Here is a 21,925-nt window from a genome sequence, read left to right as displayed (position 1 = left end):
CTGCCCGACGATCTACGCCGACTCGCCAAAGCCCATGGGGTGGCGACCTTTTACCGCAATGAACGGCGCGAGCCGGTAGAGGTCGACGCCGACGTCGTGGTCAAGGTGCTTTCCCTACTGGAGGTCGATGCCGCGACCCACGCCGGTCGGCTCCGCGAGTTGGACAAGCTGGCCGAGCGGGATGCAGCCCTGGCGCCCACGATCGCGGTCCGCATCGACGGTCGTCGCCGGCCCTTCCCCGGTGCGGTGGGGTTGGTCGGCGAGGACGGGGCCGAGACCGCCCTTCGCGAGGAATTGCCGGCCGATCTGTCACCGGGGTGGTATCGGCTGCACACCCGTGACGGCCAGGAGGTCACCCTGGTGGCAGCCCCGCCCCGGGTGCCGCAGACACCGGCTACCTGGGGATGGATGCTGCAGCTCTACGCGCTGCGTTCCGGACGATCGTGGGGCATCGGTGATTTGGCGGACCTACGCGAGTTCATCGAGTGGACCGCGGCCGAACACGGCGCGGGCGCGGTGTTACTCAACCCGCTGAATGCGCCCGGGCCGACACACCCCGTGCAGCCCTCGCCCTACACGCCGTCCAGCAGACGATTCGCCAATCCGCTGGCGCTGCACATCGAGGACCTCGACGCTTACCGTCGGGCCGAGCCCGCGACGCGTGCCGAAGTCGATGCGCTGCGCGTCGCGCCCGATACCGAGCGCGTCGACCACGATCTCGTGTGGGCGGCCAAGCGCTCGGCGCTGGAATTGTTGTGGCGGGCCGAAGGCCGGCCCAGTCCCCTGGAGGAACCGGGGGCTTCTGCGGGGCTGCGCGACTGGGCCACCTACTGCGCGCTGGCCGAGCGCCACGGTGGTCGCTGGTCGAGATGGCCTCAACCGCTACGAGATGTCAACGGGCCGGCCGTGATTGCGGCCCGTGGCGAGCTGGCGCACCGAATCGGCTTCCACGCGTGGGTTCAGCAGCGTTGCGCGGAGCAACTCCGCGCGGTGCGCGATACCGCGCGCAATGCCGGTATGGCACTCGGCGTTCTGCACGACCTGCCGGTGGGGGTCGATTCGGACGGGGCTGACGCGTGGGCGCTGGCCGACATGCTGGCGGCCGGGGTGCACGTCGGTGCACCGCCGGACAACTTCACCCCGCGCGGCCAGGACTGGGGACTACCGCCCTGGCGTCCGGACCGGCTAGCCGCCACCGGATACACCGCGCTGCGAGACATGTTGCGCGCGATCGTCGTTCACGCCGACGGCTTACGGATCGATCACGTCGCCGGCTTGTGGCGGCTGTGGTGGATTCCTCCCGGTGACACCCCCGACCGAGGCACCTACGTGCACTACGACGCCGATGTTATGCTCGCGGTCCTTGCCCTCGAGGCACACCGGGCGGGCGCGACCGTCGTCGGCGAGGATCTGGGCACCGTCGAACCGGAAGTCACCGAGGCACTCGGCGAAAACGGCATGCTGGGTTCTGCGGTGTCCTGGTTTACCCGCGACGAATCGAAGTCCGGACAACCGCTACTTGCCGCATCGCAATGGCCAACGCGGGTGGCCGCCAGCCTGTCCACGCACGACTTGCCCACCGCGGCAGGCTTTTTGCGTGGAGAACATGTGCGCGTGCGCGCCGAACTCGATCTGCTCAACGACGTACCGGCCGAACAAGCCGCGGCCGGCAAGGAAAAAGCCGAGTGGCTGGCACTGTTGCGTTCCCACGGCCTGTTGCCGGCCGATCCGGACGAAGCCGCGATCATCTCGGCGATGCATCGCTTCTTAGCGGCCACCCCGAGCCGGTTGAAGCTGATCTCACCCTACGACATCGTCGCCGAACCGCGGCAACCCAACTTGCCTGGCACCATCGACGAATACCCGAATTGGCGGTTGCCGCTGCCGCAGACGCTCGAGCAACTGCGTGTCGATCCACGAGTGTCCGAGATCGCCAGCGTCTTCCAGGCTGCCGCCGAAAGCTGACCCCGGCGGTTCGTTAGTTTGCCTGCCGCCGGCGCAGATCGATCGAAATCACATCGGCGATGTGCTCCTCGTGCACGCTCTGGTGATGATCATCCGTGGCCGTCTTGCTGCGGTGGGCGGACCAGCGCACGCTTCCCGCCAATTCGTGGTAATCCCAGACCAAATCGCTGACTTCGCGCTTGGCCCGGCCGACCGCGGTATGTAGCGCCCCGACAATGCGCCGGATATGCAGCGCGGTAGCGCCGACGGCCTCAACCGCCAGATATGCAATGCGATTGCGTTCTCGCTCAAGCATGACATCCCTCCCAGATGCCTATTGAGTTTAGAGCTCAGTCCTCCGGGTTGTAGCCGAGGTTGGGGCCGAGCCAGCGCTCGGCTTCGGCCAGGGTCCAGCCCTTGCGCTTGGCATAGTCGGCGACCTGGTCCTGAGCCATCCGGCCGATCACGAAGTACTGCGACTGCGGGTGCGAAAAGTACCAGCCGCTGACGGCGGCACCCGGCCACATCGCCATCGACTCGGTCAGCTCGATACCGGAGCGCTGGGTGACGTCCATCAATTCGAAGAGCGTCACCTTCTCGGTGTGCTCCGGGCAAGCCGGGTAGCCGGGGGCAGGACGGATTCCCACGTACTTCTCGCCGATGAGTGCCTCGTTGTCCAACTGCTCGTCCGGCTGGAATCCCCAGAACTCCTTGCGAACCCGCTGGTGCATCCGTTCGGCGAACGCCTCGGCCAGCCGGTCGGCGAGCGACTCCAGCAGGATCGCGCTGTAGTCGTCGTTGGCAGCCTTGAACTCCGCGATCTTGTCCTGGCTACCGAGCCCCGCGGTGACGGCAAAGGCACCGACGTAGTCGGCCAGACCCGTGTCCTTGGGCGCGATGTAGTCACCCAGCGAGCGGTTCGGGATGCCGTCGCGGTGCTCGCCCTGCTGGCGAAGGTTGTGCAACGTGGTCAGCACCTCGGTACGGGTCTCGTCGGTGTAGACCTCGATGTCGTCACCGACCGCGTTGGCCGGGAAGAACCCGATCACGCCGTTGGCCGTCAGCCACTTCTCCTTGATCAGGGTGTCGAGCATCTCCTGGGCTTCGTCGTACAGCTTGCGGGCGGCCTCGCCCGAGGTCGGGTTGTTGAGGATGTCGGGGAACCGGCCCTTCATCTCCCAGGCGTTGAAAAACGGCTGCCAGTCGATGTATTCGCGTAACTCGGCGAGATCGTAGTCATGGAAATCGCGCACGCCGAGGCCCTGGGCGGGCACCGGCGGCGTGTAGCCATCCCACTCGATCGGCGTCCGGTTCGCGCGGGCCTTCTGCAGCGTCAGCATCGGCCGCTCGTTCTTCTGGGAGTGCCGCTCGCGAAGGGCCGCGTAGTCCTTCTCGGTGGCCTCCAACAGGGCCGGACGCTGCTTGTCGTCGAGCAACGCCGCGGCGACCGGCACCGAGCGCGACGCGTCCTTGACCCAGACCACCGGACCGCTGCGACGCGGCGACACCTTCACGGCCGTGTGGGCGCGCGACGTGGTCGCTCCACCGATCAGCAGCGGAATTTCCAGCCCCTCGCGTTCCATCTCGACGGCGAAGTTGACCATCTCGTCCAGCGACGGGGTGATCAGCCCGGACAACCCGATGATGTCGGCCTCGTGCTCCTTCGCCGCGGCCAGGATCTTCTCGGCGGGCACCATCACACCGAGATCGATCACTTCGAAGTTGTTGCACTGCAGGACAACTCCGACGATGTTCTTGCCGATGTCGTGGACGTCGCCCTTCACGGTCGCCATGATGATCGTGCCGTTGGTGTCCTTACCGGCGGCCGCACCGGAGGTGACCTTCTCCTCCTCGATGAACGGCAGCAGGTACGCCACGGCCTTCTTCATCACCCGGGCCGACTTCACGACCTGGGGCAGGAACATCTTGCCCGAGCCGAACAGGTCGCCGACGACGTTCATACCGTCCATCAGTGGGCCCTCGATCACTTCGATCGGGCGGCCACCCGCGGCGGCGATCTCGGCCCGCAATTCCTCGGTGTCCTCGTCGACGTGAGCGTCGATGCCCTTGACCAGCGCGTGGGTGATCCGCTCGCGGACCGGCAAGTTGCGCCACTGCGCCACCGCCGCTTCGTCGGACTTCTCCGTGCTGTTGAACCGCTCGGCGATCTCGAGCAGCCGCTCGGCCGCGTCCTCGCGACGGTTCAGCACCACGTCCTCGATGCGCTCGCGCAGCTCGGGGTCGATCGAGTCGTAGGGCACCAGCGCACCGGCGTTGACGATGCCCATGTCCAGGCCGGCCTTGATGGCGTGGAACAGGAATACCGCGTGGATCGCCTCGCGGACGGGGTTGTTACCCCGGAACGAGAACGACACGTTCGAGATACCGCCGGAGATGTGCACCCCGGGCAGGTTCTCCTTGATCCAGGCACAGGCCTCGATGAAGTCGATGCCGTAGGTCGCGTGCTCCTCGATACCGGTGGCCAGCGCGAAGCAGTTCGGGTCGAAGATGATGTCCTCGGGCGGGAAGCCGACCTGCTCGGTCAGGATCCGGTAGGCACGCCCGCAGATCTGTTTGCGGCGCTCCAAATTGTCGGCCTGCCCCTGCTCGTCGAAGGCCATCACGACGACGGCGGCGCCGTACTTGCGGCACAGCCGCGCTTCGCGGATGAACTTCTCCTCGCCCTCCTTCATGGAGATCGAGTTGACGATCGGCTTGCCCTGCACGTTCTTCAGGCCCGCCTCGATGACCTCCCACTTGGAGGAGTCGATCATCACCGGAACGCGGCTGATGTCCGGCTCGGCCGCGATCAACTTGGTGAACCGGTCCATCGCGGCGACGCCGTCGATCATGCCCTCGTCCATGTTGATGTCGATGACCTGCGCGCCGACCTCGACCTGTTGCAAAGCAACCGACAGCGCGGTGTCGTAGTCCTGCGCCTTGATCAGGTTGCGGAATCGCGCCGAACCGGTGATGTTGGTGCGCTCACCGATGTTCACGAACAGGGAGTCGTCGGTGATGTTGAGCGGCTCGAGCCCCGAAAGTCGGGTGGCCACCGGGATCTCCGGCAGCTCGCGCGGCGCTTTGCCCTCGACGACCTTGGCGATTTCGGCGATGTGCGGTGGCGCCGTTCCGCAGCAGCCACCGACCAGGTTGACCAGGCCGGCCTCGGCGAAGTCGGCGATGTAGGAGGCCTGACGCTGCGGGGACTCGTCGTACTCGCCAAAGGCGTTGGGCAGACCGGCATTCGGATAGCAGGACACGAAAGTGTCCGCGATCCGCGACACCTCGGCGATGTAGGGCCTCATCTCCGGTGCACCCAGGGCGCAGTTGAGGCCCACCGCGAGCGGTTTGGCGTGCCTGATCGCGTTCCAGAACGCCTCGGTGACCTGGCCGGACAGCGTGCGCCCCGAAGCGTCGGTGATCGTGCCCGAGATGATCAGCGGCCAGCGGCGGCCGCGCTCCTCGAACAGCGTCTCGACGGCGAACACCGCCGCCTTGGCGTTCAGCGAGTCGAAGATCGTCTCGATGATCAGGAGGTCGGCACCGCCGTCGACCAGGCCGTTGACGGCCTCGAGGTAGGCGGCGACCAGCTGGTCGTAGGAGACGTTGCGGGCTCCGGGGTCGTTGACGTCCGGCGAGATCGACGCGGTCCGGGTCGTCGGTCCGATGGCGCCGGCGACGTAGCGCGGCTTGTCCGGTGTGCTGTACTCGTCGGCGGCCTTACGGGCCAGGGCGGCGCCGGCGTAGTTGAGCTCGTAGGCCAGGTCGGCCATGTCGTAGTCGGACAGCGAGATCGCGTTCGCGTTGAAGGTGTTGGTCTCGAGGATGTCGGCGCCGGCCTCGAGGTATTCGCGGTGGATCCCCTCGATGATCTGTGGCTGCGTCAGGGTGAGCAGGTCATTGTTGCCCTGAAGGGCGGTCGGCCATTCGGTGAAGCGGTCGCCGCGGTAGCCGGCCTCGTCCGGGCGGTCGCGCTGAATCGCCGTGCCCATCGCGCCGTCGATCACCATGATCCGCTGGCGCAGCGCCGCCGTCAGTTCGTCGGTGCAGTCGGGGCGGATGTTCGGCGCGAAGGTCTTCGACACCGTGCTCGATTCGGAGGCGCTCACGTACGTTCCTTCCATAGCGGAAGGCGTCCTTGACTCTGCCGAGCGTGGCGGCTACCGGCAGGAACCGGCGAACCGTTGCAACGCCTCTCGACCAGAAAAGTCTACGTCCTCCCCCGACGTCTGGACGCCCAGCTCGATCGGACCCGCTCGGTGCTGGCGGATCGTACCGGCAGTGTAGTAATTACCAATGTTAACCAGTTTGCTGCCGAGCGTATTTCGGGTCGACCGCATTCGAGCAGCCCGTGACGTAGTCGTGTGCGCTGGTAGCAACCACGCCGCAAGGATAGTCGGCCTATGCAAATACCGAGGTGCGCCGGCCGCCCGCGCGGCTGGGAATCGTCGCGGGGCGGGCAGGCCTTAGGCTGATTGGCGTGACTCCGCCGGATCGTGGCCCGGAAGCATCAGCGCTCCCCGACCTCCACAACACGATTGTTGTGGCGGCGTTCGAAGGCTGGAATGACGCCGGTGACGCGGCCAGCGATGCGCTCGAGCACCTCGACGCGATCTGGGAAGCCCACCCGATCGTGGAGATCGACGACGAGGCGTACTACGACTACCAGGTGAACCGCCCGGTCATCCGCCAGGTCGACGGGGTGACCCGGGAACTGGTGTGGCCGGCGATGCGGATCACGCACTGCCGGCCACCGGGCAGCGACCGCGACATCGTGTTGATGCACGGCGTGGAGCCCAACATGCGCTGGCGCACGTTCTGTGCCGAGCTGGTGGCCATCGCCGACAAGCTCAACGTCGACACGGTGGTGATCCTCGGTGCGCTACTGGCCGACACCCCGCACACGCGGCCCGTCCCGGTGTCGGGCGCGGCCTACTCCCCCGAGTCGGCGGAACGTTTCGGCCTGCAGGAGACCCGCTACGAAGGGCCGACCGGGATCGCCGGGGTCTTCCAGGACGCCTGCGTGGCCGCCGGGATCCCGGCGGTGACGTTCTGGGCCGCGGTGCCGCACTACGTGTCGCACCCGCCGAACCCGAAGGCGACGGTGGCGCTGCTGCGCCGCGTCGAAGACGTGCTCGATATCGAGGTTCCGCTGGCCGACCTGCCCGCCCAGGCCGAGGAGTGGGAGCTGGCGGTCACCGAGATGGCCACCGAGGACGAGGACTTGGCCGAATACGTGCTGTCGCTCGAGCAACGCGGCGACGCCGAGGTCGATGTGAACGAGGCCCTGGGCAAGATCGACGGCGACGCGCTTGCCGCCGAGTTCGAGCGTTACCTGCGTCGTCGCCGCCCGGGATTCGGGAAGTAATTGACGGGCCTGTCCTGTTGCCGTCGGCGGCCGACTGCGAAAAGATCGCTGGCAAACCAACCGGGTTGACAGTCCTGGTCTTGGCGATTCCGGGCCATCCCGCAGGTTGGGCGAACGACGACGATTGGACCTCGATGACCGCCCTGCCTGACACGCCGCAACCCGACGTCCCGCCGGCAACTCTCAACGAGGAAGCCGGCTACCACAAAGGACTGAAACCCCGCCAGCTGCAGATGATTGCGATCGGCGGCGCGATCGGCACCGGCCTGTTCCTGGGCGCCGGCGGGCGTCTGGCCAACGCCGGGCCCGGGCTGTTCATCGTCTACGGGGTGTGCGGCGTTTTCGTCTTCCTGATCCTGCGCGCATTGGGCGAGCTGGTGCTGCACCGTCCGTCGTCGGGTTCGTTCGTGTCCTACGCGCGCGAGTTCTTCGGCGAGAAGGCCGCCTACGTCGTGGGCTGGATGTACTTCCTGAACTGGGCGATGACGTCGATCGTCGACACCACCGCGATCGCCACCTACCTGCGCCACTGGACGGCGTTTGTGGTTGTCCCCCAATGGGTTCTGGCCCTGGCAGCCCTCGTGGTGGTGTTGTCGATGAACCTGATCTCCGTCGAGTGGTTCGGTGAGCTCGAATTCTGGGCCGCACTGATCAAGGTGTTCGCGCTCGTCGCGTTCCTGATCATCGCTCTTGTGTTCCTGGCCGGGCGATTTCAAATCCAGGGGCACGACACCGGGACCGGCATCTGGGATGACCATGGCGGCCTGTTCCCGACCGGCGCGATAGCCCTGTTGGTGACCACCTCAGGGGTGGTATTCGCTTATGCGGCAGTCGAATTGGTGGGTATCGCCGCCGGCGAGACCGCCGAGCCGGAGAAGATCATGCCGCGGGCTATCAACTCGGTGATCGCCCGAGTCGCGGTGTTCTACGTCGGTTCGGTCGCCCTGCTGGGGGTGATGTTGCCCTACACCGCATTCAAGGCCGGGGAGAGTCCGTTCGTCACGTTCTTCTCCAGCATCGGCTTCCACGGTGCCGGCGATTTGATGAACGTCGTGGTGCTCACCGCGGCGCTGTCCAGCCTGAACGCGGGACTGTATTCGACCGGCCGCGTCATGCACTCGCTGGCGGTGAGCGGCAGCGGCCCTAAGTTCGCGAAACGGATGACTAGCCGTGGCGTGCCGTTCGGCGGTATCGCGATGACCGCTGTCATCTGTCTTTTCGGCGTCGCGCTCAACGCCTTCAATCCCGGTAAAGCCTTTGAGATCGTGCTGCACAGCGCCTCGCTCGGCATCGTCGCGTCCTGGGCGATGATCGTATTGTGTCAGCTCCAGTTCTATAAGAAGACCCAGGCCGGAATCCTGGAGCGCCCCCGCTTCCGGATGCCGTTGACCCCGTATAGCGGCTATCTCACCTTGGTGTTCTTGGTATGCGTCGTGGTGCTGATGGCGTTCGACAAACCGGTCGGTATCTTCACCGTCGGCTCGTTGCTGGTGATCGGTCCGGCGCTGGTCGTGGGTTGGTTCGTGGTACGCAAGCGGGTCGCCGCCACCACGACGCGCTGGTGAGCGGGCACTAGGCCTGGCCCAACTCCTGGTTGTAGACGCTGGTGGAACGACCGAGCGCGGCAACCTCGGCGTCCATCTGAGGCATCAGTTCCGCGGTGGTTCTGCGAATCGGCAGTTCGCCGACGCGAGTGGAGAGCACCGGCTTGAGCCAGCGGAAGGCGGCCACCCAGCCCGGGCAGTAGACCCGGTCCTTGCGCCCTTCGATGCCTTTGACGAAGGCGGTCGCGCAACTGTCCACGTCGGTGGTCTTGCTCAACGGCCAGGGCAGTTTCTTGAGCAGGGTGGTGAACGCGGGCAGGTCGGCTTTGGTGTCGCGTACCAGAGCCGTGTCGATCCACGACATGTGCGCCACCCCGATGTCGACGCCGCGGTAACCCACCTCGAGTCGCAGCGCGTGGGCGAAGTGCTCGGTGCCGGCCTTCGACATGTCGTAGGACGCCATTCCCGGGGCCGCCGCGAACGCCGCCAGCGACGACACGATCAGCAGGTAACCACGCCGCTCAATCAGTGCGGGCAGCGCCGCGCGCGCGGTGTGAAAGACGCCGAGCAGGTTGACGTCGAGCACCCGCTTGAATGCCTCCGGGTCGACCTGCAGCACCGAGCCGTAGCTGGCGATGCCGGCGTTGGCCACGGCAACGTCGAGCCCGCCGAAGCGTTGCACGGCGGCCTCGGCGGCGGCCTGCATGCTAGGCAGGTCACGCACGTCGGCGACCGCCGTCAGCACGTGCTCGTCGCCACCGAGTTCGGCGGCCAGGGTGTCCAGCGCGGCCTTGTCGAGATCGGTCAGGACGAGTTTGGCGCCCTTGCCACGCAGCCGGCGAGCGACCTCGGCGCCGATTCCCCGGGCACCCCCGGTGATGAGAACGACTTTGCCCTGTAGCGATGTCATTGCCGTCAACTACCTTTCACAGTTCCACGCCGAGCAGCGCGTCGATCGCGGTGGCCACCAACTTCGGCGCAGCCTCGTCGTGTCCGCCGTACTCGAGCGCGTCGGTGGTCCAACCATCAAGTGCCGCAATCGCTTTGGGAGTATCGAGGTCGTCGGCCAGGTACTTGCGCACCCGGGCGATGACGTCGGTGGCATCCGGGCCGGCGGGCAGCATCGCCGCGGTGCGCCAGCGCTGCAACCGTGCGGCGGACTCGTCGAGCAGCTGCTGGCTCCAGGAGCGGTCCGCGCGGTAGTGCCCGGCCAGCAGACCGAGCCGAATGGCGGCCGGCGGGGCGCCCTGCGCGCGCAGCACCGACACCAGCACCAGGTTGCCGCGGCTCTTCGACATCTTGTGCCCGTCCCAGCCAATCATCCCGGCATGCACATAGTGCCGGGCGAATCGCCTTTCGCCCCTTACACATTCGGCGTGCGCGGCGGTGAATTCGTGGTGCGGGAAGATCAGGTCGCGGCCGCCGCCCTGAATGTCGAGGCCACTGCCGATGCGGCTGAGTGCGATCGCCGCGCACTCCACGTGCCAGCCGGGCCGCCCGGCACCGAACGGCGCGGCCCAGCTGGGCTCCCCGGGCCGCTCGGCCCGCCACAGCAGCGCGTCGAGTTGGTCGGACTTGCCGGTGCGGTCCGGGTCGCCGCCGCGCTCGGCGAACAGCCGCAGCATGGTGTCGCGGTCATAGCCCGACTCGTAGCCGAACTGCGGCGTGGCATCCGCGCGGTAGTAGACGTCCGGATACTTGTCGTCGACGACGTAGGCCGCCCCTGACGCCAGCATCTTTTCGACGAGCTCCACCACTTCGGGAATGGCTTCGGTCGCGCCGACATACTCGCGCGGCGGCAGCACCCGCAGCGCGGTCATGTCCTCGCGGAACAGCTGCACCTCACGATCGCCGAGCTCACGCCAGTCGATGCCGTCGCGCGCGGCCCGCTCGAACAGCGGGTCGTCGACGTCGGTGACGTTCTGCACGTAGTGCACGTCGTGCCCGAGATCAAGCCACAGCCGGTGAATCAGGTCGAAGGCGAGATAGGTGGCCGCGTGGCCCAGGTGCGTGGCGTCGTACGGGGTGATCCCGCAGACGTACATGGTGGCGACTGAACCAGGACCGGACCCGGCCGCCACCGGGCGGACCTGGCGGTCGGAGGTGTCGTAAAGCCGTAACTCCGGGCCGCGTCCGGGCAGCACCGGAACCTGTGCGGGAGACCACGACTGCATGCTGTCGACTTTAGGCCCGGGGTTCAGCGCCACGCGTCGCGGATGGCGCCGAGCAGGATCGGCGCCACCTCCGCGCGACACATCACGAAGTCGGGCAGGTACGGGTCTTCCTGGTTGTAGCGCATCGGCGAGCCGTCCAGCCGCGACGCGTGCATACCCGCCGCCATCACCACCCCGGCCGGCGCCGCCGAATCCCACTCCCATTGACCGCCGGCGTGCAGGTAGGCGTCGACATCGCCGTCGATGATGGCCATCGCCTTGGCGCCCGCCGAACCGATCCCCACCGGCTGGATCGCCAGCGACTGCCGGATGCGGTGCAGCACGGCCGGTGGCCGGGTCGCGCTGACGGCGATGCGCAACGTGTGCGGAATCCCGACCCGCGCCTGGCTGCCGTCCACGGTGTCGCTGCGATACACGACGTTGTCGCGCGCGGGCAAAGAGACTGCCGCATCGGTGATTTCGCGCCGGCCATCGACGGGACGCTGCCACAGCGCGATATGTACCGCCCAGTCGTCACGCCCCGGGGTGGAGAACTCGCGGGTGCCGTCGACCGGGTCGATGATCCACACCCGGTCGTGCTTGAGCCGCTTCAGATCGTCGTAGGCTTCCTCGCTGAGCACGGCATCGTCGGGACGCTCGGCCCGCAGCCGCCGCAGGATCAGCTCGTTGGCCAGGCTGTCACCCGCGTCGCCGAGCATCCATGGATGACCGAACCCGATCTCCTCGCGGACTTTCAGCAGCAGCTCCCCCGCGTCGGCGGCGAGATCGGCGGCCAATTCGGCGTCCGTCATCTCCGCCGATTGGTCGTGGGAGGCCGGGCTCACCGTCTCAGTATCGCCGACGGCGATGCCGGACCCTAAAAGGCGGGCCAGGGAATGGGGCGATGCCGGTTGGGGACGGGCATCACCGGGTTGTCCAGCAGCGCGTGCGCCCGCATCCCCAGCGCCGCGATCTCGGTTCGGCTGATCTGCCCGGCCAGCGCGTCGCCGAATTCATCGCCGAGCGCGTCGCACAGGCCGGCGATGGCCTGGCACGTCTGATCGTCGATCGGCTTGCCGGCCCAGCCCCACAGCACCGTGCGCAACTTGTTCTCGACGTGCAGGGACACTCCGTGGTCGACGCCGTAGATGTGGCCGTCGAGGTCGCGCAGGACGTGCCCGCCCTTGCGGTCGGCGTTGTTGATCAGGACGTCGAACACCGCCATCCGCCACAGGCGAATGTCGTCGGCGTGCATCAGGATGACCTCGTCGCCGCGGTAATCCTGGGCGCGCAGCACCGGCAGATAACCCGGCTGGTGGCGACCGGCGGGAAACAGGTCCACCAGATCCGGCCCCGGCCGCGGATCGCTGTCCACCTCGTCGCCCGGCTGCTTCACCCACAGCTGCAGCATGCCCGGCCCCGCCGGACCATGACGAATGATGGTGTAGGGCACCAGGTTCCAGCCCAGCTGTGCCGACACCTGATACGCGGCAAGCTCGCGGCCGGCCAGCGTCCCGTCCGGGAAGTCCCACAGCGGCTGCTCGCCGGAGATGGGCTTGTAGACGCAGTGCACGCTGGACTCGCCCAACGTGGCCTCGCACAGGAAGGTGGCATTGCTGGCCGAGCGGATCCGTCCGAGAACCGTCAGCTCGCCGCCCCGCAAGACCTCTCGATCGTCATTCTTGTTATTCAGGGGGGTCATCGTTCGACCCGAGCAGCGCGCCGCGCTTATATCCGTTGGCGCGCGCGCAAATGTGACCCTCAGGGTCCAGCGGTTCGTCGCACAGGGGGCAGGGCGGTCGTCCCGCCGAGATCACCCGATTGGAGCGGGTGGCGAACTGCCGTGCCGATTCGGGGGTCAAGAACACGCGCACCGCGTCCGGGCCTTCGTCGGTGTCGTCGAGCACCACCGAGGCGTCGAACTCGGCGTCGGTGACGGCCAGCAGTTCGACCACGACGGTCTGGGCTTCCGAATCCCAGCCCAGGCCCATGGTCCCGACCCGGAACTCCGCGTCGACGGGCGTGATGAGCGGGTTGAGGTCGTCCACCTCGGACGGTTCCGGCGGCACCGGCGTACCGAACCGGCGGTTCACCTCGAGCAACAGCGCACCGATGCGTTCGGCGAGCACCGCGACCTGTTGCTTCTCCAGGACCACCGACACGACCCGGGAATCGCCCACAGCCTGGATGTAGAAGGTCCGGTTTCCGGGCTGACCGACGGTCCCGGCCACGAAGCGGTCGGGAGTGCGGAATACATGGATTGCGCGAGCCATGGCACCTCCAAAATACCGGCTGTTGCCGTCGCAAGGCGATTCGATTCGGTTGCAGCAACCGACTTAGTCAGTGGATCCCCCGACGACCGCGTCGCTCGACGGCTCCGCTTCGGCCGGTTGTTGTTGCGGCTCTTCTGATTTGTCGGCCTCGTCGTCCGCCTTGGCCGGCGGACCGGCCCGCAGCGTCGCGGCCAGCCGTCCACCGGTGTGGTTGACGTGTAACACGAACGGCCGCAGCGGGGTGTAGCGGATGACGCTCACCGACGCCGGATCGGCGGTGACGCGCTGGAAGCCGTCCAGATGCATGCCGTACGCGTCGGCGATCAACGACTTGATGACATCACCGTGAGTGCAAGCCACCCACAGCGCGTCACCGCCGTGCTCCTCGCTCAGCCGCCGGTCGTGTTCCCGCACCGCGGCCACCGCGCGCGTCTGCACCTGGGCCAACCCCTCGCCGCCGGGAAACACCGCCGCGCTGGGGTGCGCCTGTACGACCCGCCACAGCGGCTCCTTGCCCAGCTCGCCGATTTTGCGGCCGGTCCACTCGCCGTAGTCCACCTCCGCCAGCCGGTCCTCGACGAACGGTTGTAGGCACAGCGCCTCGGCCAGCGGCGCGACCGTGTTCCGGCAGCGCAGCAGCGGCGAGGTGATCACCGCACGGATCGGCAGGTCGCCGATCCGGTCGATCAGGCCCACAGCCTGCTCGCGGCCCTTGTCGTCGAGGTCGACGCCCTCGGAACGGCCGGCCAGGACGCCCGCGGTGTTCGAGGTCGAACGGCCGTGGCGCAGCAGGATCACCGTCACGTCGCGGCCACCGTTTGTGTCACGACGACGACCGTACCCGCTGCGAATCGCGGTGCCCGGAGGTGACTAGCGAGACACGGGGACCGCGGCGGCGACCGAGTCGCGCACCGCCGCGGTCAAGCTGCGCTCGTCGGTGAGGTCGATGTCGACCAAACCGCGCACCGCCGTCGCGACCACGTCCTCGGCCTGCGGAACGGGCCCGGCAAGGCACGGCCGGTAAATTTCGACGACGAGCGAGCGATGCTCGATGTGGAACGAAAAGCTGCGTCCGTCACCGACTTGCCCGTATCCGCTGGCAAAGATGCCTGTCGAAATGTCTTCGACAGCAAACTCTTTGTCCGCGGTATGCCGGTCAGCGATGACGGTCATAGTCCGACCATACCTCTCCAGTACGGGCGCATGTCGGCAACATCGCCCTATTGGATGCGCAAGCGTTCCTTAGAATTTGTATTCCATGTCCTCCGATTCAAGGTTGGTTGTTGCTATCACCTCGTAAGGCCACAGCTCAACGATCTTTTGTTAGCCTGGTCACTTTGCTGACATTGGTCGCTGGCTGTTCATCGAATCCGCTCGACAGCGCCCCGCCGACCATCGAATCCGCGCATCCCGCCCAGTCACCGCCGGTGTCGCAGAATCCGGCCGGCACGGTGCGGCCGCTGGCCGCGCCCGCCGCTTCGAGTGTCTTCGACGACGGCACCCGGCAGCTGGCAGTGCTGACTGCCGGCGCCGATCCGGCAGCGCCCGCCGGCGTCGCGGTGTTCGGCCCAGGGCAGGTCGTGCCGCGGATGGTCGAGCTGCCGGGCCCGGCGAGCGCGCTGACCAGCGACGGCCACGGCACGGCCTACCTCGCCGCCCGCGGCGGCTACGTCGTGCTGGATCTGACCGGCGGCCACGCCACGCAGGTCAAGGTCGCCGATTGCGCCGGGGTGGACTTCACCGCGATCACGCGCCGAGCCGACGGCAAGTTGATGCTGGGCAGCGCCGACGGTGCGGTGTACACCGTGGGCGCTGAAGGCCCGGCCGGCGCGACGGTGCAGAACCGGACGAAAATTTTCGCCCGGGTTGACGGGCTTGTGACACAGGGCAATACGACGGTGGTACTGGATCGTGGACAGACCTCGGTGACGACGATCGACTCCGACGGCCGTGTCGCGCAGTCGCTGCGGGCCGGTGCGGGCGCGACCACGATGGTCGCCGATCCGGTGGGTCGGGTCCTGGTGGCCGACACCCGCGGCGACGAGCTGCTGGTGTACGGCGTCGACCCGCTGATCCTGCGGCAGGCATACCCGGTCCGGCAGGCCCCGTACGGACTGGCCGGCTCTCGGGATTTGGCCTGGGTGTCACAAACCGCATCGAATATGGTTATTGGTTACGATTTAGCAACCGGAATTCCCGTCGAAAAGGTGCGTTACCCAACTGTGCAGCAACCCAACTCGTTGGCCTTTGACGAGACCTCGGACACTTTGTACGTGGTGTCGGGGTCCGGTGCGGGGGTCCAGGTCATCGAGCGCGCGGCGGGCACGCGTTGACGGCGCCGCGCTGGAGTCGCCTACCGGCCGGCTGGGTCTCGGACATGTCCGACGACTACGAATGGGTGCCGCTGCGCCTGCCCCCCGAGGTGACCAGGCTCAGCGCCTCCATCCGGCTGTCCATCGAGGCCGAATACCGTGGCTGGGAGCTCACCCGGGTGCGGCTGTATAACGACGGCAGCAGACGGGTGTTGTTGCGCCGCAAGAAAACACGCGTCAGCGACCGACGGCCCGATCAGCCGGAACTGTGACGGTGGATAACGGTCTGTACGGTCTGCTGCGCCGCCTGTTCTTCTTGATCCCGCCCGAGCGGATTCACACGCTGGTCTTCGCCGCGCTGCGCGCCGCGACCGCCACAGCGGTGCCGCGCCGGCTGCTGCACCGGCTGCTGGGCCCGACGGATCCGGTGTTGGCCAGCACGGTGTTCGGCGTGCACTTCCCCGCGCCGCTGGGGCTGGCCGCCGGCTTCGACAAGGACGGCATGGGGCTGCGCACCTGGGGCGCCTTGGGCTTCGGGTACGCCGAGGTCGGCACCGTGACCGCGCACCCGCAGCCGGGCAACCCGGCGCCGCGCCTGTTCCGGCTGCCAGCGGATCGGGCGCTGCTGAACCGGATGGGGTTCAACAATCACGGCGCCGGCGAGCTGGCCACCCGGCTGGCCCGCCATCGGCCGGACGTGCCGATCGGGGTGAACATCGGCAAGACCAAGGCCACGCCGGCCGCCGAGGCCGTCGACGACTACCGGGCCAGCGCACGGCTGGTCGGCCCGCTGGCGTCGTATCTGGTGGTCAACGTCAGCTCGCCGAACACGCCGGGGCTGCGTGATCTGCAGGCGGTCGAATCGTTGCGGCCCGTCCTGGCCGCGGTCCTCGCCGAGACGTCGGTGCCGGTGCTGGTCAAGATCGCCCCGGATGTCAGCGATACCGACGTCGACGACATCGCGGACCTGGCCGTCGAGCTGGGACTGGCCGGCATCGTCGCGACCAACACCACGGTGTCGCGAGAGGGTCTGCGTACCCCGGGTGTCGACGCGCTGGGGCCCGGCGGCATCTCCGGGCCGCCGGTGGCACACCGCGCGGTCGAGGTGCTGCGCCGGCTCTACCGGCGGGTCGGCGATCGGCTGGTACTGATCAGCGTCGGCGGTATCGAGACCGCCGATGACGCATGGCAGCGCATCACCGCGGGCGCCTCACTGCTGCAGGGCTATACCGGCTTCGTCTACGGGGGTGGCTTGTGGCCCAAGCACATTCACGAAGGCATCGCGAGGCGGCTGCACGACGGCGGGTTCGCCTCACTGAGCGAAGCGGTCGGGTCGGCGATCAGCCCGCCGACCTAGGCCGCGCCGGGTCCTTCGTCGGCCAGCAGATTCTCCGGGTGATGGAATGTGTTGACCCGCGGCTGATCTCGGTCCAGATGTGGCGGCGGGATCCATTCCGTGTCGCCGTTAACGCGTTTTCGGGTTTTCCAGCCGTTTTCGTGGAGTTTGTGGTCGGGGCCGCAGGCCAGGGCGAGCTGGTCGATGTCGGTGCGACGGGTTGTCACCCAGTCTTCGACGTGATGGACCTCGCACCAGTAGCCGGGCACGTCACAGCCCGGGCGGGTACACCCCCGATCCTTGGCGTAGAGGACTATTCGCTGTCCCGCCGAGGCCAGCCGCTTGGTGTGGTACAGCGCAACGGGTTTCGCGTCGTCGAAGACCGCCAGGTAGTGGTGGGCGTGGCGGGCCAGCCGGATCACGTCGCTCATCGGGAGCACCGTGCCGCCGCCGGTCAATCCCTTGCCGGCCGCGGCGTCTAGGTCCTTCAGCGCGGTTGTCACGATGATTGCGGCAGGTAAACCGTTGTGCTGACCGAGCTTTCCACTGGCCAGCACGGCGCGTAGTGCGGCATTGAGGCCGTCGTGATTGCGCTGGGCGGCAGTCCGGATATCACGCCGCGCGACATCGGCGGCTGGTGTGCCGTCCACGACGGGCAGGTCGTCCTCGGGATTGCACATGCCGGGGGAAGCCGTTTTGGCCAGCACGGCCTCGATAGTGGCGCGGGCCTCGGGAGTCAGCCAGCCGCTGAGCCGGCACATGCCGTCGATGCCCTGCTTGCCCAGGGTCAGTCCGCGCCGTCGGGCGCGATCGTCATCCGAGTAGTTGCCGTCGGGGTTGAGGTAGGTGGCCAGCCGCTCGGCGAGCTTGGCCACCTGGTCGGGCCGATATTGGGTGGCGTGTTCGGCCAGATCCTTCTCGGCACATTCCCGGGTCTCGATGTCCACCCACTGCGGCAACTCCTTGAAGAACTGGCGAATCACCGCGACATGGGAGGGACCGATCTTGCCGTCGCGCTGCGCCATTGCCGTCGCGGTCAACCGCGGCGGCAGCTGCTCGCCCGTGATCGCGCGCCGCTGCCCTAGGTCCGCAGCCTCCGACACCCGGCTGCTGGCTTCACTTCGAGTGATTCGCAACTGATCGGCAAGTGCCACGGCCAGGCTGCCACCCAATTCTTCGGCCGTCGCCTGTTCGCCGATCTGGTTGATCAATTCATGCCCCGGGACCCGCAGCCGCCGAGTCTCGTGTTCGAGTCGCTCCAGCAATGCCAACCGCTCCGGCGTGGCAAGCGCGTCGTACGAGTGCGCCACGACGCGCGACACCGCGGTGCGCAGCGCATCGAAATCCTGCTGAATCTCCTCGCGACTGATCGAACCCATGTTCGAATGATAGCGGGCTCCACCGACAAGAATGCCAGCGTGAAACCGCTGAAACCAAAGTGACTCAAGTGGTTTGGACGAAGGCACTCCGGTCGCCGACACCTTTGCCGTCCGTGCATACGAAGCATCTAAGAACGTTTTCGAGATTCGCTGTCTTGGTCTGGCAATAGCTGTATGGTGGCCGCACCACAAACGATCCTCCCAAGGAGGCCTCCGGTGCGATTCAAGGGATTGACGATTGTCGCAACGACTGGCATAGCAGTGGTTATCGCGGGCTGCTTCGGTGGCACGGCGAACGGCGAGCCGCCCGACACCGCCACGTGTTACGACCTTGGCAGCGCCAAGGACAACCTCATGCTCGCGTCGAAACCGGAAACCGCCCGCACGGCTGCCGACACGCTCGAGAAGCACAGCCCTCCCGACGCGGTCAAAGCCGCGATCGAGCATTTCGTCACCACCGTCGGCGCCCAACCCAGCGATCCCACTCTCGACACCAATCGCAGCTCAATTGCCAACTGGCTCAAGCAAATGTGCCCTATGTTGAACACTTACTGAAGGTACTCTGCGACGAAATCGACTGTGCGGCGCTGCCATTCAAAGTACGGCCGCATCATCGAATGGCCCGCACCCGCAATGCCCACCCATTGGGCGTCCAATCCACGCTGGCGGGCTCGTAGCGTCTGGATACGCGATGCTTCGGGGTCGGTGCGGGTGTCGGCGGTGCCGTGCACCACCAACAGCCGGGTCGACGGCGGAATCAGGTCGCCGTCGTCGCGGGGCCAATACGGCGCCAGCGCAACCACCGCGCCGACCTGTCCACCGGCGGCGAGCCGGGTCGCGACTCGACCACCCATCGAATGACCCACTAGCACAATGCTTTCCGCATCGAAGCGATCCCGAACGACGTCCAGTACCGCGGTGGCGTCGGCGACCGCGTCGTAGCGCGGACTGTTCCAGCCGCGCAGTCGGTACTGGACGCGTCGCACCTCGACGTCGCGCCCCAGCCGCCATCGAAGGGCGGCAACGACCAACATCATCCGGACGTTGGCCAGCTGCCACCAGCGCGACGCCTCATCGCTGCGCACCCGCCCGCCCGGGAGGACCAGCACACACGCGCGAGGTTTCACCTACTGCTGTTCGTAGGTGCCGTGAATGTAGGCCCGCGCGATCGCGTGCTGGAACAGGTTGAAGCCGAGGAACGCCGGGCTCGCGTCCTCGGAGAGGTCGAGCTTGTCGACGTCGACGGCATGCACAGCGACGTAGTAGCGATGCGGACCGTGTCCGGGCGGCGGCGCGGCACCGATGAATCGCCGCATGCCGGCGTCGTTGACCAGTTGCTGTGCGCCGCCGGGCAGTTCGCGGCCGTCGCCGGCGTCCTCGGGCAGCTCGGTGACGTCGGCCGGCAGGTTGGCTACGGCCCAGTGCCAGAAGCCGGACAGCGTCGGCGCGTCGGGGTCATAGACGGTGACCGCGAAGCTGCGCGTCTGGGCGGGGAATCCCGACCAGCTCAGCTGCGGGCTCACGTCTTCTCCCCCGGCGCCCATGATGCCGCTGACCTGAGGCATGGCCAGCGGTTGACCGTCGGTGATCGAGGTCGAGGTCACGGTGAATGTCGGCAGCTTTGGCAGCGCGTCATACGGGTCGGGCTTCAGGCTCATGGCGATCCTCTCGTGTCGGTTCGTTCTAACAGTGGGTCAGGAAGTGGGCCAGCACGTCGGTGCCGAACCGCAGCGCGTCGACGGGTACCCGCTCATCGACACCGTGGAACAGTGAAGCGAAATCCAATTCCGGCGGCAACCGCAGCGGCGCGAAGCCGAAGCAACGAATTCCTATGCGCGCGAAGGCTTTCGCGTCGGTACCACCGGAGAGCATATAGGGCACGATGCGGCCGTCCGGGTCGACCGCCAGCACTGCGGCGTTCATCGCGTCGACCAGATCCCCGTCGAAATTGGTCTCGTAGGAGGGCAAGTCCCGGATCCACTCCCGCGTCACATCCGGGCCGAGTAACTCGTCGATCTCGGCCTCGAACGCGGCCTGCCGGCCGGGCAGGACGCGGCAATCGATCACCGCCTCGGCGCTGCCGGGGATCACGTTGGCCTTGTATCCGGCCTTGAGCATCGTCGGGTTGGCGGTGTCCCGCACGATCGCCTTCAGCATCCGAGCCATCGGGCCGAGTTTTTCGATCACGCCCTCCAGATCGCCGGATTCGGTGTCGAAGGTCAGGCCGGTCTCGTCACTGATGGCAGCCAGGAACTCGACGACGGTGTCCGTCATCACCAGCGGAAACTGGTGCCGGCCAATCCGGGCAACGGCCTCGGAAAGCAGCGTGACCGCGTTGCGGTCGTTGGCCATCGAGCCGTGCCCGGCCTGGCCCCGGGCGGTCAGCTTCATCCACTGGATGCCCTTCTCGGCCGTCTCGATCAGATACAGCCGGCGTTCACCGCCGTCACGACGCGGCACGGTCAGCGAGAACCCGCCCACCTCGCCGATCGCCTCGGTGACACCCTCGAACAGCTCCGGGCGGTTGTCGACCAGCCAGTGTGACCCGTACTTGCCACCGTGCTCCTCGTCGGCCACGAACGCGAACACCAAATCGCGTGGCGGCACGATGCCGGCCCGCTTCAACTGGCGGGCGACGACGATCATCATGCCGACCATGTCTTTCATGTCGACCGCGCCGCGGCCCCAGACATAGCCGTCCTCGACCGCGCCGGAAAACGGATGCACGCTCCAATCGGCGGGTTCGGCCGGCACAACGTCGAGATGCCCATGGATCAGCAGTGCGCCGCGTGAGCTGTCGGCGCCCTTGAGACGGGCGAACACATTGCCCCGCCCGGGGGCGCCGGATTCGAGGTATTCGGGCTGGTAGCCGACCTCCGCGAGTTGTTCGGCGACCCAGTGGGCGCATTCGGCCTCGCCCTGCGTGGTCTCGGGGTCACCGGTGTTGGTGGTGTCGAACCGGATCAACCGGCTGACAACTTCGACCACATCGTCGCTCGGATGGTTGGGAACTCCGTTCTCAACTGTCACAACCACCTTTCCTACCACTGCCGAGGATGCCCGGCTCAGGCAGCGGAACCCAATCGGTCCGCGGGCGGCCCGGAAAACTCGGCGAGCCTTTACAGGTACCCAAGGGGGGTATGGTATTTTCTGCGGATGCGGAGATTAGCGGGCGTGGCGGCCGTCGCCATTCTGGGAGCTGCCATTCTGGGAGCTGCCGTTCTGGGGCTGGCCGAGGTGGCTACCGCCGCTCCGGGACGCGCCCAAGTCGCCGGCCGTGCGATAGAGGGCCATCAGGGTGGTTGTCTGCCCTGTCGCGTACGCCACCACCACCGCTAGCTCGCCAACGCTTCAAACCACCGACGGCGAGCTAAGTTGGGTCGGCGCGGGCCGATCCGCTAGCCTTAGCTGCCAACTCTCGTTGGTCTGGTCCGAGTGGCGGAATGGCAGACGCGCTAGCTTGAGGTGCTAGTGCCCTACTAATGGGCGTGGGGGTTCAAGTCCCCCCTCGGACACACTGTGATGTCGCGAGACATCGAGGACAGATGTCTCGCGACATAGTGAACACCCTCAGTTGTTGGTTGGGGGTGTTTTCTGTTTTTGGGGTTGGTAG

Annotated in this window: 20 protein-coding genes and 1 tRNA gene; 8 read left to right on the top strand and 13 right to left on the bottom strand. The window is 67.0% G+C overall.

Annotation, left to right across the window (positions count from 1 at the left end; all coding sequences use genetic code 11):
• The gene (gene malQ, locus AAHS21_RS20260; protein ID WP_342929502.1) at nucleotides 1-1,965 is read left to right on the top strand and encodes a 4-alpha-glucanotransferase; all 1,965 of its coding nucleotides are present in this window, start codon (nucleotides 1-3) and stop codon (nucleotides 1,963-1,965) included.
• Between the two features lie 13 nt (nucleotides 1,966-1,978).
• Here malQ and AAHS21_RS20255 read toward each other — a convergent pair whose 3' ends face one another.
• Together AAHS21_RS20255 and metH are read right to left on the bottom strand one after the other, a co-directional pair.
• Nucleotides 1,979-2,260 carry a hypothetical protein gene (locus tag AAHS21_RS20255; RefSeq protein ID WP_342929360.1) on the bottom strand — a complete coding sequence of 94 codons (282 nt, stop codon included), beginning with the start codon at nucleotides 2,258-2,260 and terminating at the stop codon, nucleotides 1,979-1,981.
• Between the two features lie 34 nt (nucleotides 2,261-2,294).
• Complete coding sequence (gene metH / locus AAHS21_RS20250) at nucleotides 2,295-6,071, bottom strand: methionine synthase (protein WP_342929359.1); 3,777 nt, start codon at nucleotides 6,069-6,071, stop codon at nucleotides 2,295-2,297.
• 356 nt (nucleotides 6,072-6,427) lie between these two features.
• Between metH and AAHS21_RS20245 the strand changes: the two genes are divergently transcribed.
• Nucleotides 6,428-7,315: a PAC2 family protein gene (locus AAHS21_RS20245; protein WP_096288465.1), complete on the top strand. Its 888-nt coding sequence runs from the start codon at nucleotides 6,428-6,430 to the stop codon at nucleotides 7,313-7,315.
• 134 nt (nucleotides 7,316-7,449) lie between these two features.
• Nucleotides 7,450-8,880 carry an amino acid permease gene (locus AAHS21_RS20240; RefSeq protein ID WP_342929358.1) on the top strand — a complete coding sequence of 477 codons (1,431 nt, stop codon included), beginning with the start codon at nucleotides 7,450-7,452 and terminating at the stop codon, nucleotides 8,878-8,880.
• Nucleotides 8,881-8,887: 7 nt separating this feature from the next.
• On the opposite strand, the gene AAHS21_RS20235 is transcribed toward AAHS21_RS20240, so the two are convergent.
• From AAHS21_RS20235 to AAHS21_RS20205, 7 genes are all read right to left on the bottom strand, one after another.
• Nucleotides 8,888-9,769, bottom strand: a complete 882-nt coding sequence (locus AAHS21_RS20235) for an SDR family oxidoreductase (RefSeq protein WP_342929357.1) — start codon at nucleotides 9,767-9,769, stop codon at nucleotides 8,888-8,890.
• Between the two features lie 16 nt (nucleotides 9,770-9,785).
• A complete protein-coding gene (gene mshC, locus AAHS21_RS20230) occupies nucleotides 9,786-11,033 on the bottom strand; it encodes a cysteine--1-D-myo-inosityl 2-amino-2-deoxy-alpha-D-glucopyranoside ligase (protein WP_342929356.1) in 1,248 nt (415 codons plus the stop codon).
• Nucleotides 11,034-11,056: 23 nt separating this feature from the next.
• Nucleotides 11,057-11,824, bottom strand: coding sequence for an inositol monophosphatase family protein (locus tag AAHS21_RS20225; RefSeq protein WP_342929501.1), 768 nt, complete (start codon nucleotides 11,822-11,824; stop codon nucleotides 11,057-11,059).
• 65 nt (nucleotides 11,825-11,889) lie between these two features.
• On the bottom strand, nucleotides 11,890-12,714 hold the full coding sequence (locus AAHS21_RS20220; protein ID WP_342929355.1) for an SCO1664 family protein: 825 nt from the start codon (nucleotides 12,712-12,714) through the stop codon (nucleotides 11,890-11,892).
• Entirely contained in the window at nucleotides 12,698-13,285 is a 588-nt protein-coding gene (locus AAHS21_RS20215) for a DUF3090 domain-containing protein (protein WP_342929354.1), read from the bottom strand. Before AAHS21_RS20215 ends, AAHS21_RS20220 begins: the two co-directional genes overlap by 17 nt.
• Before the next feature lie 63 nt (nucleotides 13,286-13,348).
• The gene (locus AAHS21_RS20210; protein ID WP_342929353.1) at nucleotides 13,349-14,089 is read right to left on the bottom strand and encodes a histidine phosphatase family protein; all 741 of its coding nucleotides are present in this window, start codon (nucleotides 14,087-14,089) and stop codon (nucleotides 13,349-13,351) included.
• Between the two features lie 66 nt (nucleotides 14,090-14,155).
• The gene (locus AAHS21_RS20205) at nucleotides 14,156-14,458 is read right to left on the bottom strand and encodes a hypothetical protein (RefSeq protein WP_342929352.1); all 303 of its coding nucleotides are present in this window, start codon (nucleotides 14,456-14,458) and stop codon (nucleotides 14,156-14,158) included.
• A 110-nt stretch (nucleotides 14,459-14,568) separates the two neighbouring features.
• Between AAHS21_RS20205 and AAHS21_RS20200 the strand changes: the two genes are divergently transcribed.
• The 3 genes from AAHS21_RS20200 to AAHS21_RS20190 are packed head-to-tail and all read left to right on the top strand — an operon-like array spanning nucleotide 14,569 to nucleotide 16,954.
• Nucleotides 14,569-15,618 (top strand): hypothetical protein, encoded by a 1,050-nt coding sequence (locus AAHS21_RS20200; RefSeq protein WP_342929351.1) that lies wholly within the window; start codon nucleotides 14,569-14,571, stop codon nucleotides 15,616-15,618.
• Complete coding sequence (locus AAHS21_RS20195) at nucleotides 15,615-15,869, top strand: DUF5703 family protein (protein WP_096288478.1); 255 nt, start codon at nucleotides 15,615-15,617, stop codon at nucleotides 15,867-15,869. The genes AAHS21_RS20200 and AAHS21_RS20195 overlap by 4 nt, the downstream gene beginning before the upstream one ends.
• A gap of 14 nt (nucleotides 15,870-15,883) precedes the next feature.
• Nucleotides 15,884-16,954, top strand: a complete 1,071-nt coding sequence (locus AAHS21_RS20190; RefSeq protein ID WP_342929500.1) for a quinone-dependent dihydroorotate dehydrogenase — start codon at nucleotides 15,884-15,886, stop codon at nucleotides 16,952-16,954.
• Here AAHS21_RS20190 and AAHS21_RS20185 read toward each other — a convergent pair.
• Nucleotides 16,951-18,312, bottom strand: a complete 1,362-nt coding sequence (locus AAHS21_RS20185; protein WP_342929350.1) for an HNH endonuclease signature motif containing protein — start codon at nucleotides 18,310-18,312, stop codon at nucleotides 16,951-16,953. The genes AAHS21_RS20190 and AAHS21_RS20185 overlap by 4 nt on opposite strands.
• A 174-nt stretch (nucleotides 18,313-18,486) precedes the next feature.
• On the opposite strand from AAHS21_RS20185, the gene AAHS21_RS20180 reads away from it, so the two are divergent.
• Nucleotides 18,487-18,867, top strand: a complete 381-nt coding sequence (locus tag AAHS21_RS20180; RefSeq protein ID WP_342929349.1) for a hypothetical protein — start codon at nucleotides 18,487-18,489, stop codon at nucleotides 18,865-18,867.
• Here the strand turns inward: AAHS21_RS20180 and AAHS21_RS20175 are convergent.
• Genes AAHS21_RS20175 through AAHS21_RS20165 form a run of 3 tightly spaced genes read right to left on the bottom strand, consistent with a single transcriptional unit; the run spans nucleotide 18,861 to nucleotide 21,342 of the window.
• Nucleotides 18,861-19,439 carry an alpha/beta fold hydrolase gene (locus tag AAHS21_RS20175; protein WP_342929348.1) on the bottom strand — a complete coding sequence of 193 codons (579 nt, stop codon included), beginning with the start codon at nucleotides 19,437-19,439 and terminating at the stop codon, nucleotides 18,861-18,863. The genes AAHS21_RS20180 and AAHS21_RS20175 overlap by 7 nt on opposite strands.
• Nucleotides 19,440-19,970 carry a YbhB/YbcL family Raf kinase inhibitor-like protein gene (locus AAHS21_RS20170; protein ID WP_342929347.1) on the bottom strand — a complete coding sequence of 177 codons (531 nt, stop codon included), beginning with the start codon at nucleotides 19,968-19,970 and terminating at the stop codon, nucleotides 19,440-19,442.
• 25 nt (nucleotides 19,971-19,995) lie between these two features.
• Nucleotides 19,996-21,342, bottom strand: a complete 1,347-nt coding sequence (locus AAHS21_RS20165) for a M20/M25/M40 family metallo-hydrolase (RefSeq protein WP_342929346.1) — start codon at nucleotides 21,340-21,342, stop codon at nucleotides 19,996-19,998.
• 399 nt (nucleotides 21,343-21,741) lie between these two features.
• Here AAHS21_RS20165 and AAHS21_RS20160 point away from each other — a divergent pair.
• A tRNA-Leu gene (locus AAHS21_RS20160) sits at nucleotides 21,742-21,827 on the top strand.
• Nucleotides 21,828-21,925 lie beyond the last annotated feature (98 nt).

The organism is Mycobacterium sp. 050272, assembly GCF_039023525.1.
Taxonomy (GTDB): domain Bacteria; phylum Actinomycetota; class Actinomycetes; order Mycobacteriales; family Mycobacteriaceae; genus Mycobacterium.
Note: the sequence above shows the minus strand (reverse complement) of the source record. Positions and strands in the feature narration are given on the sequence as shown.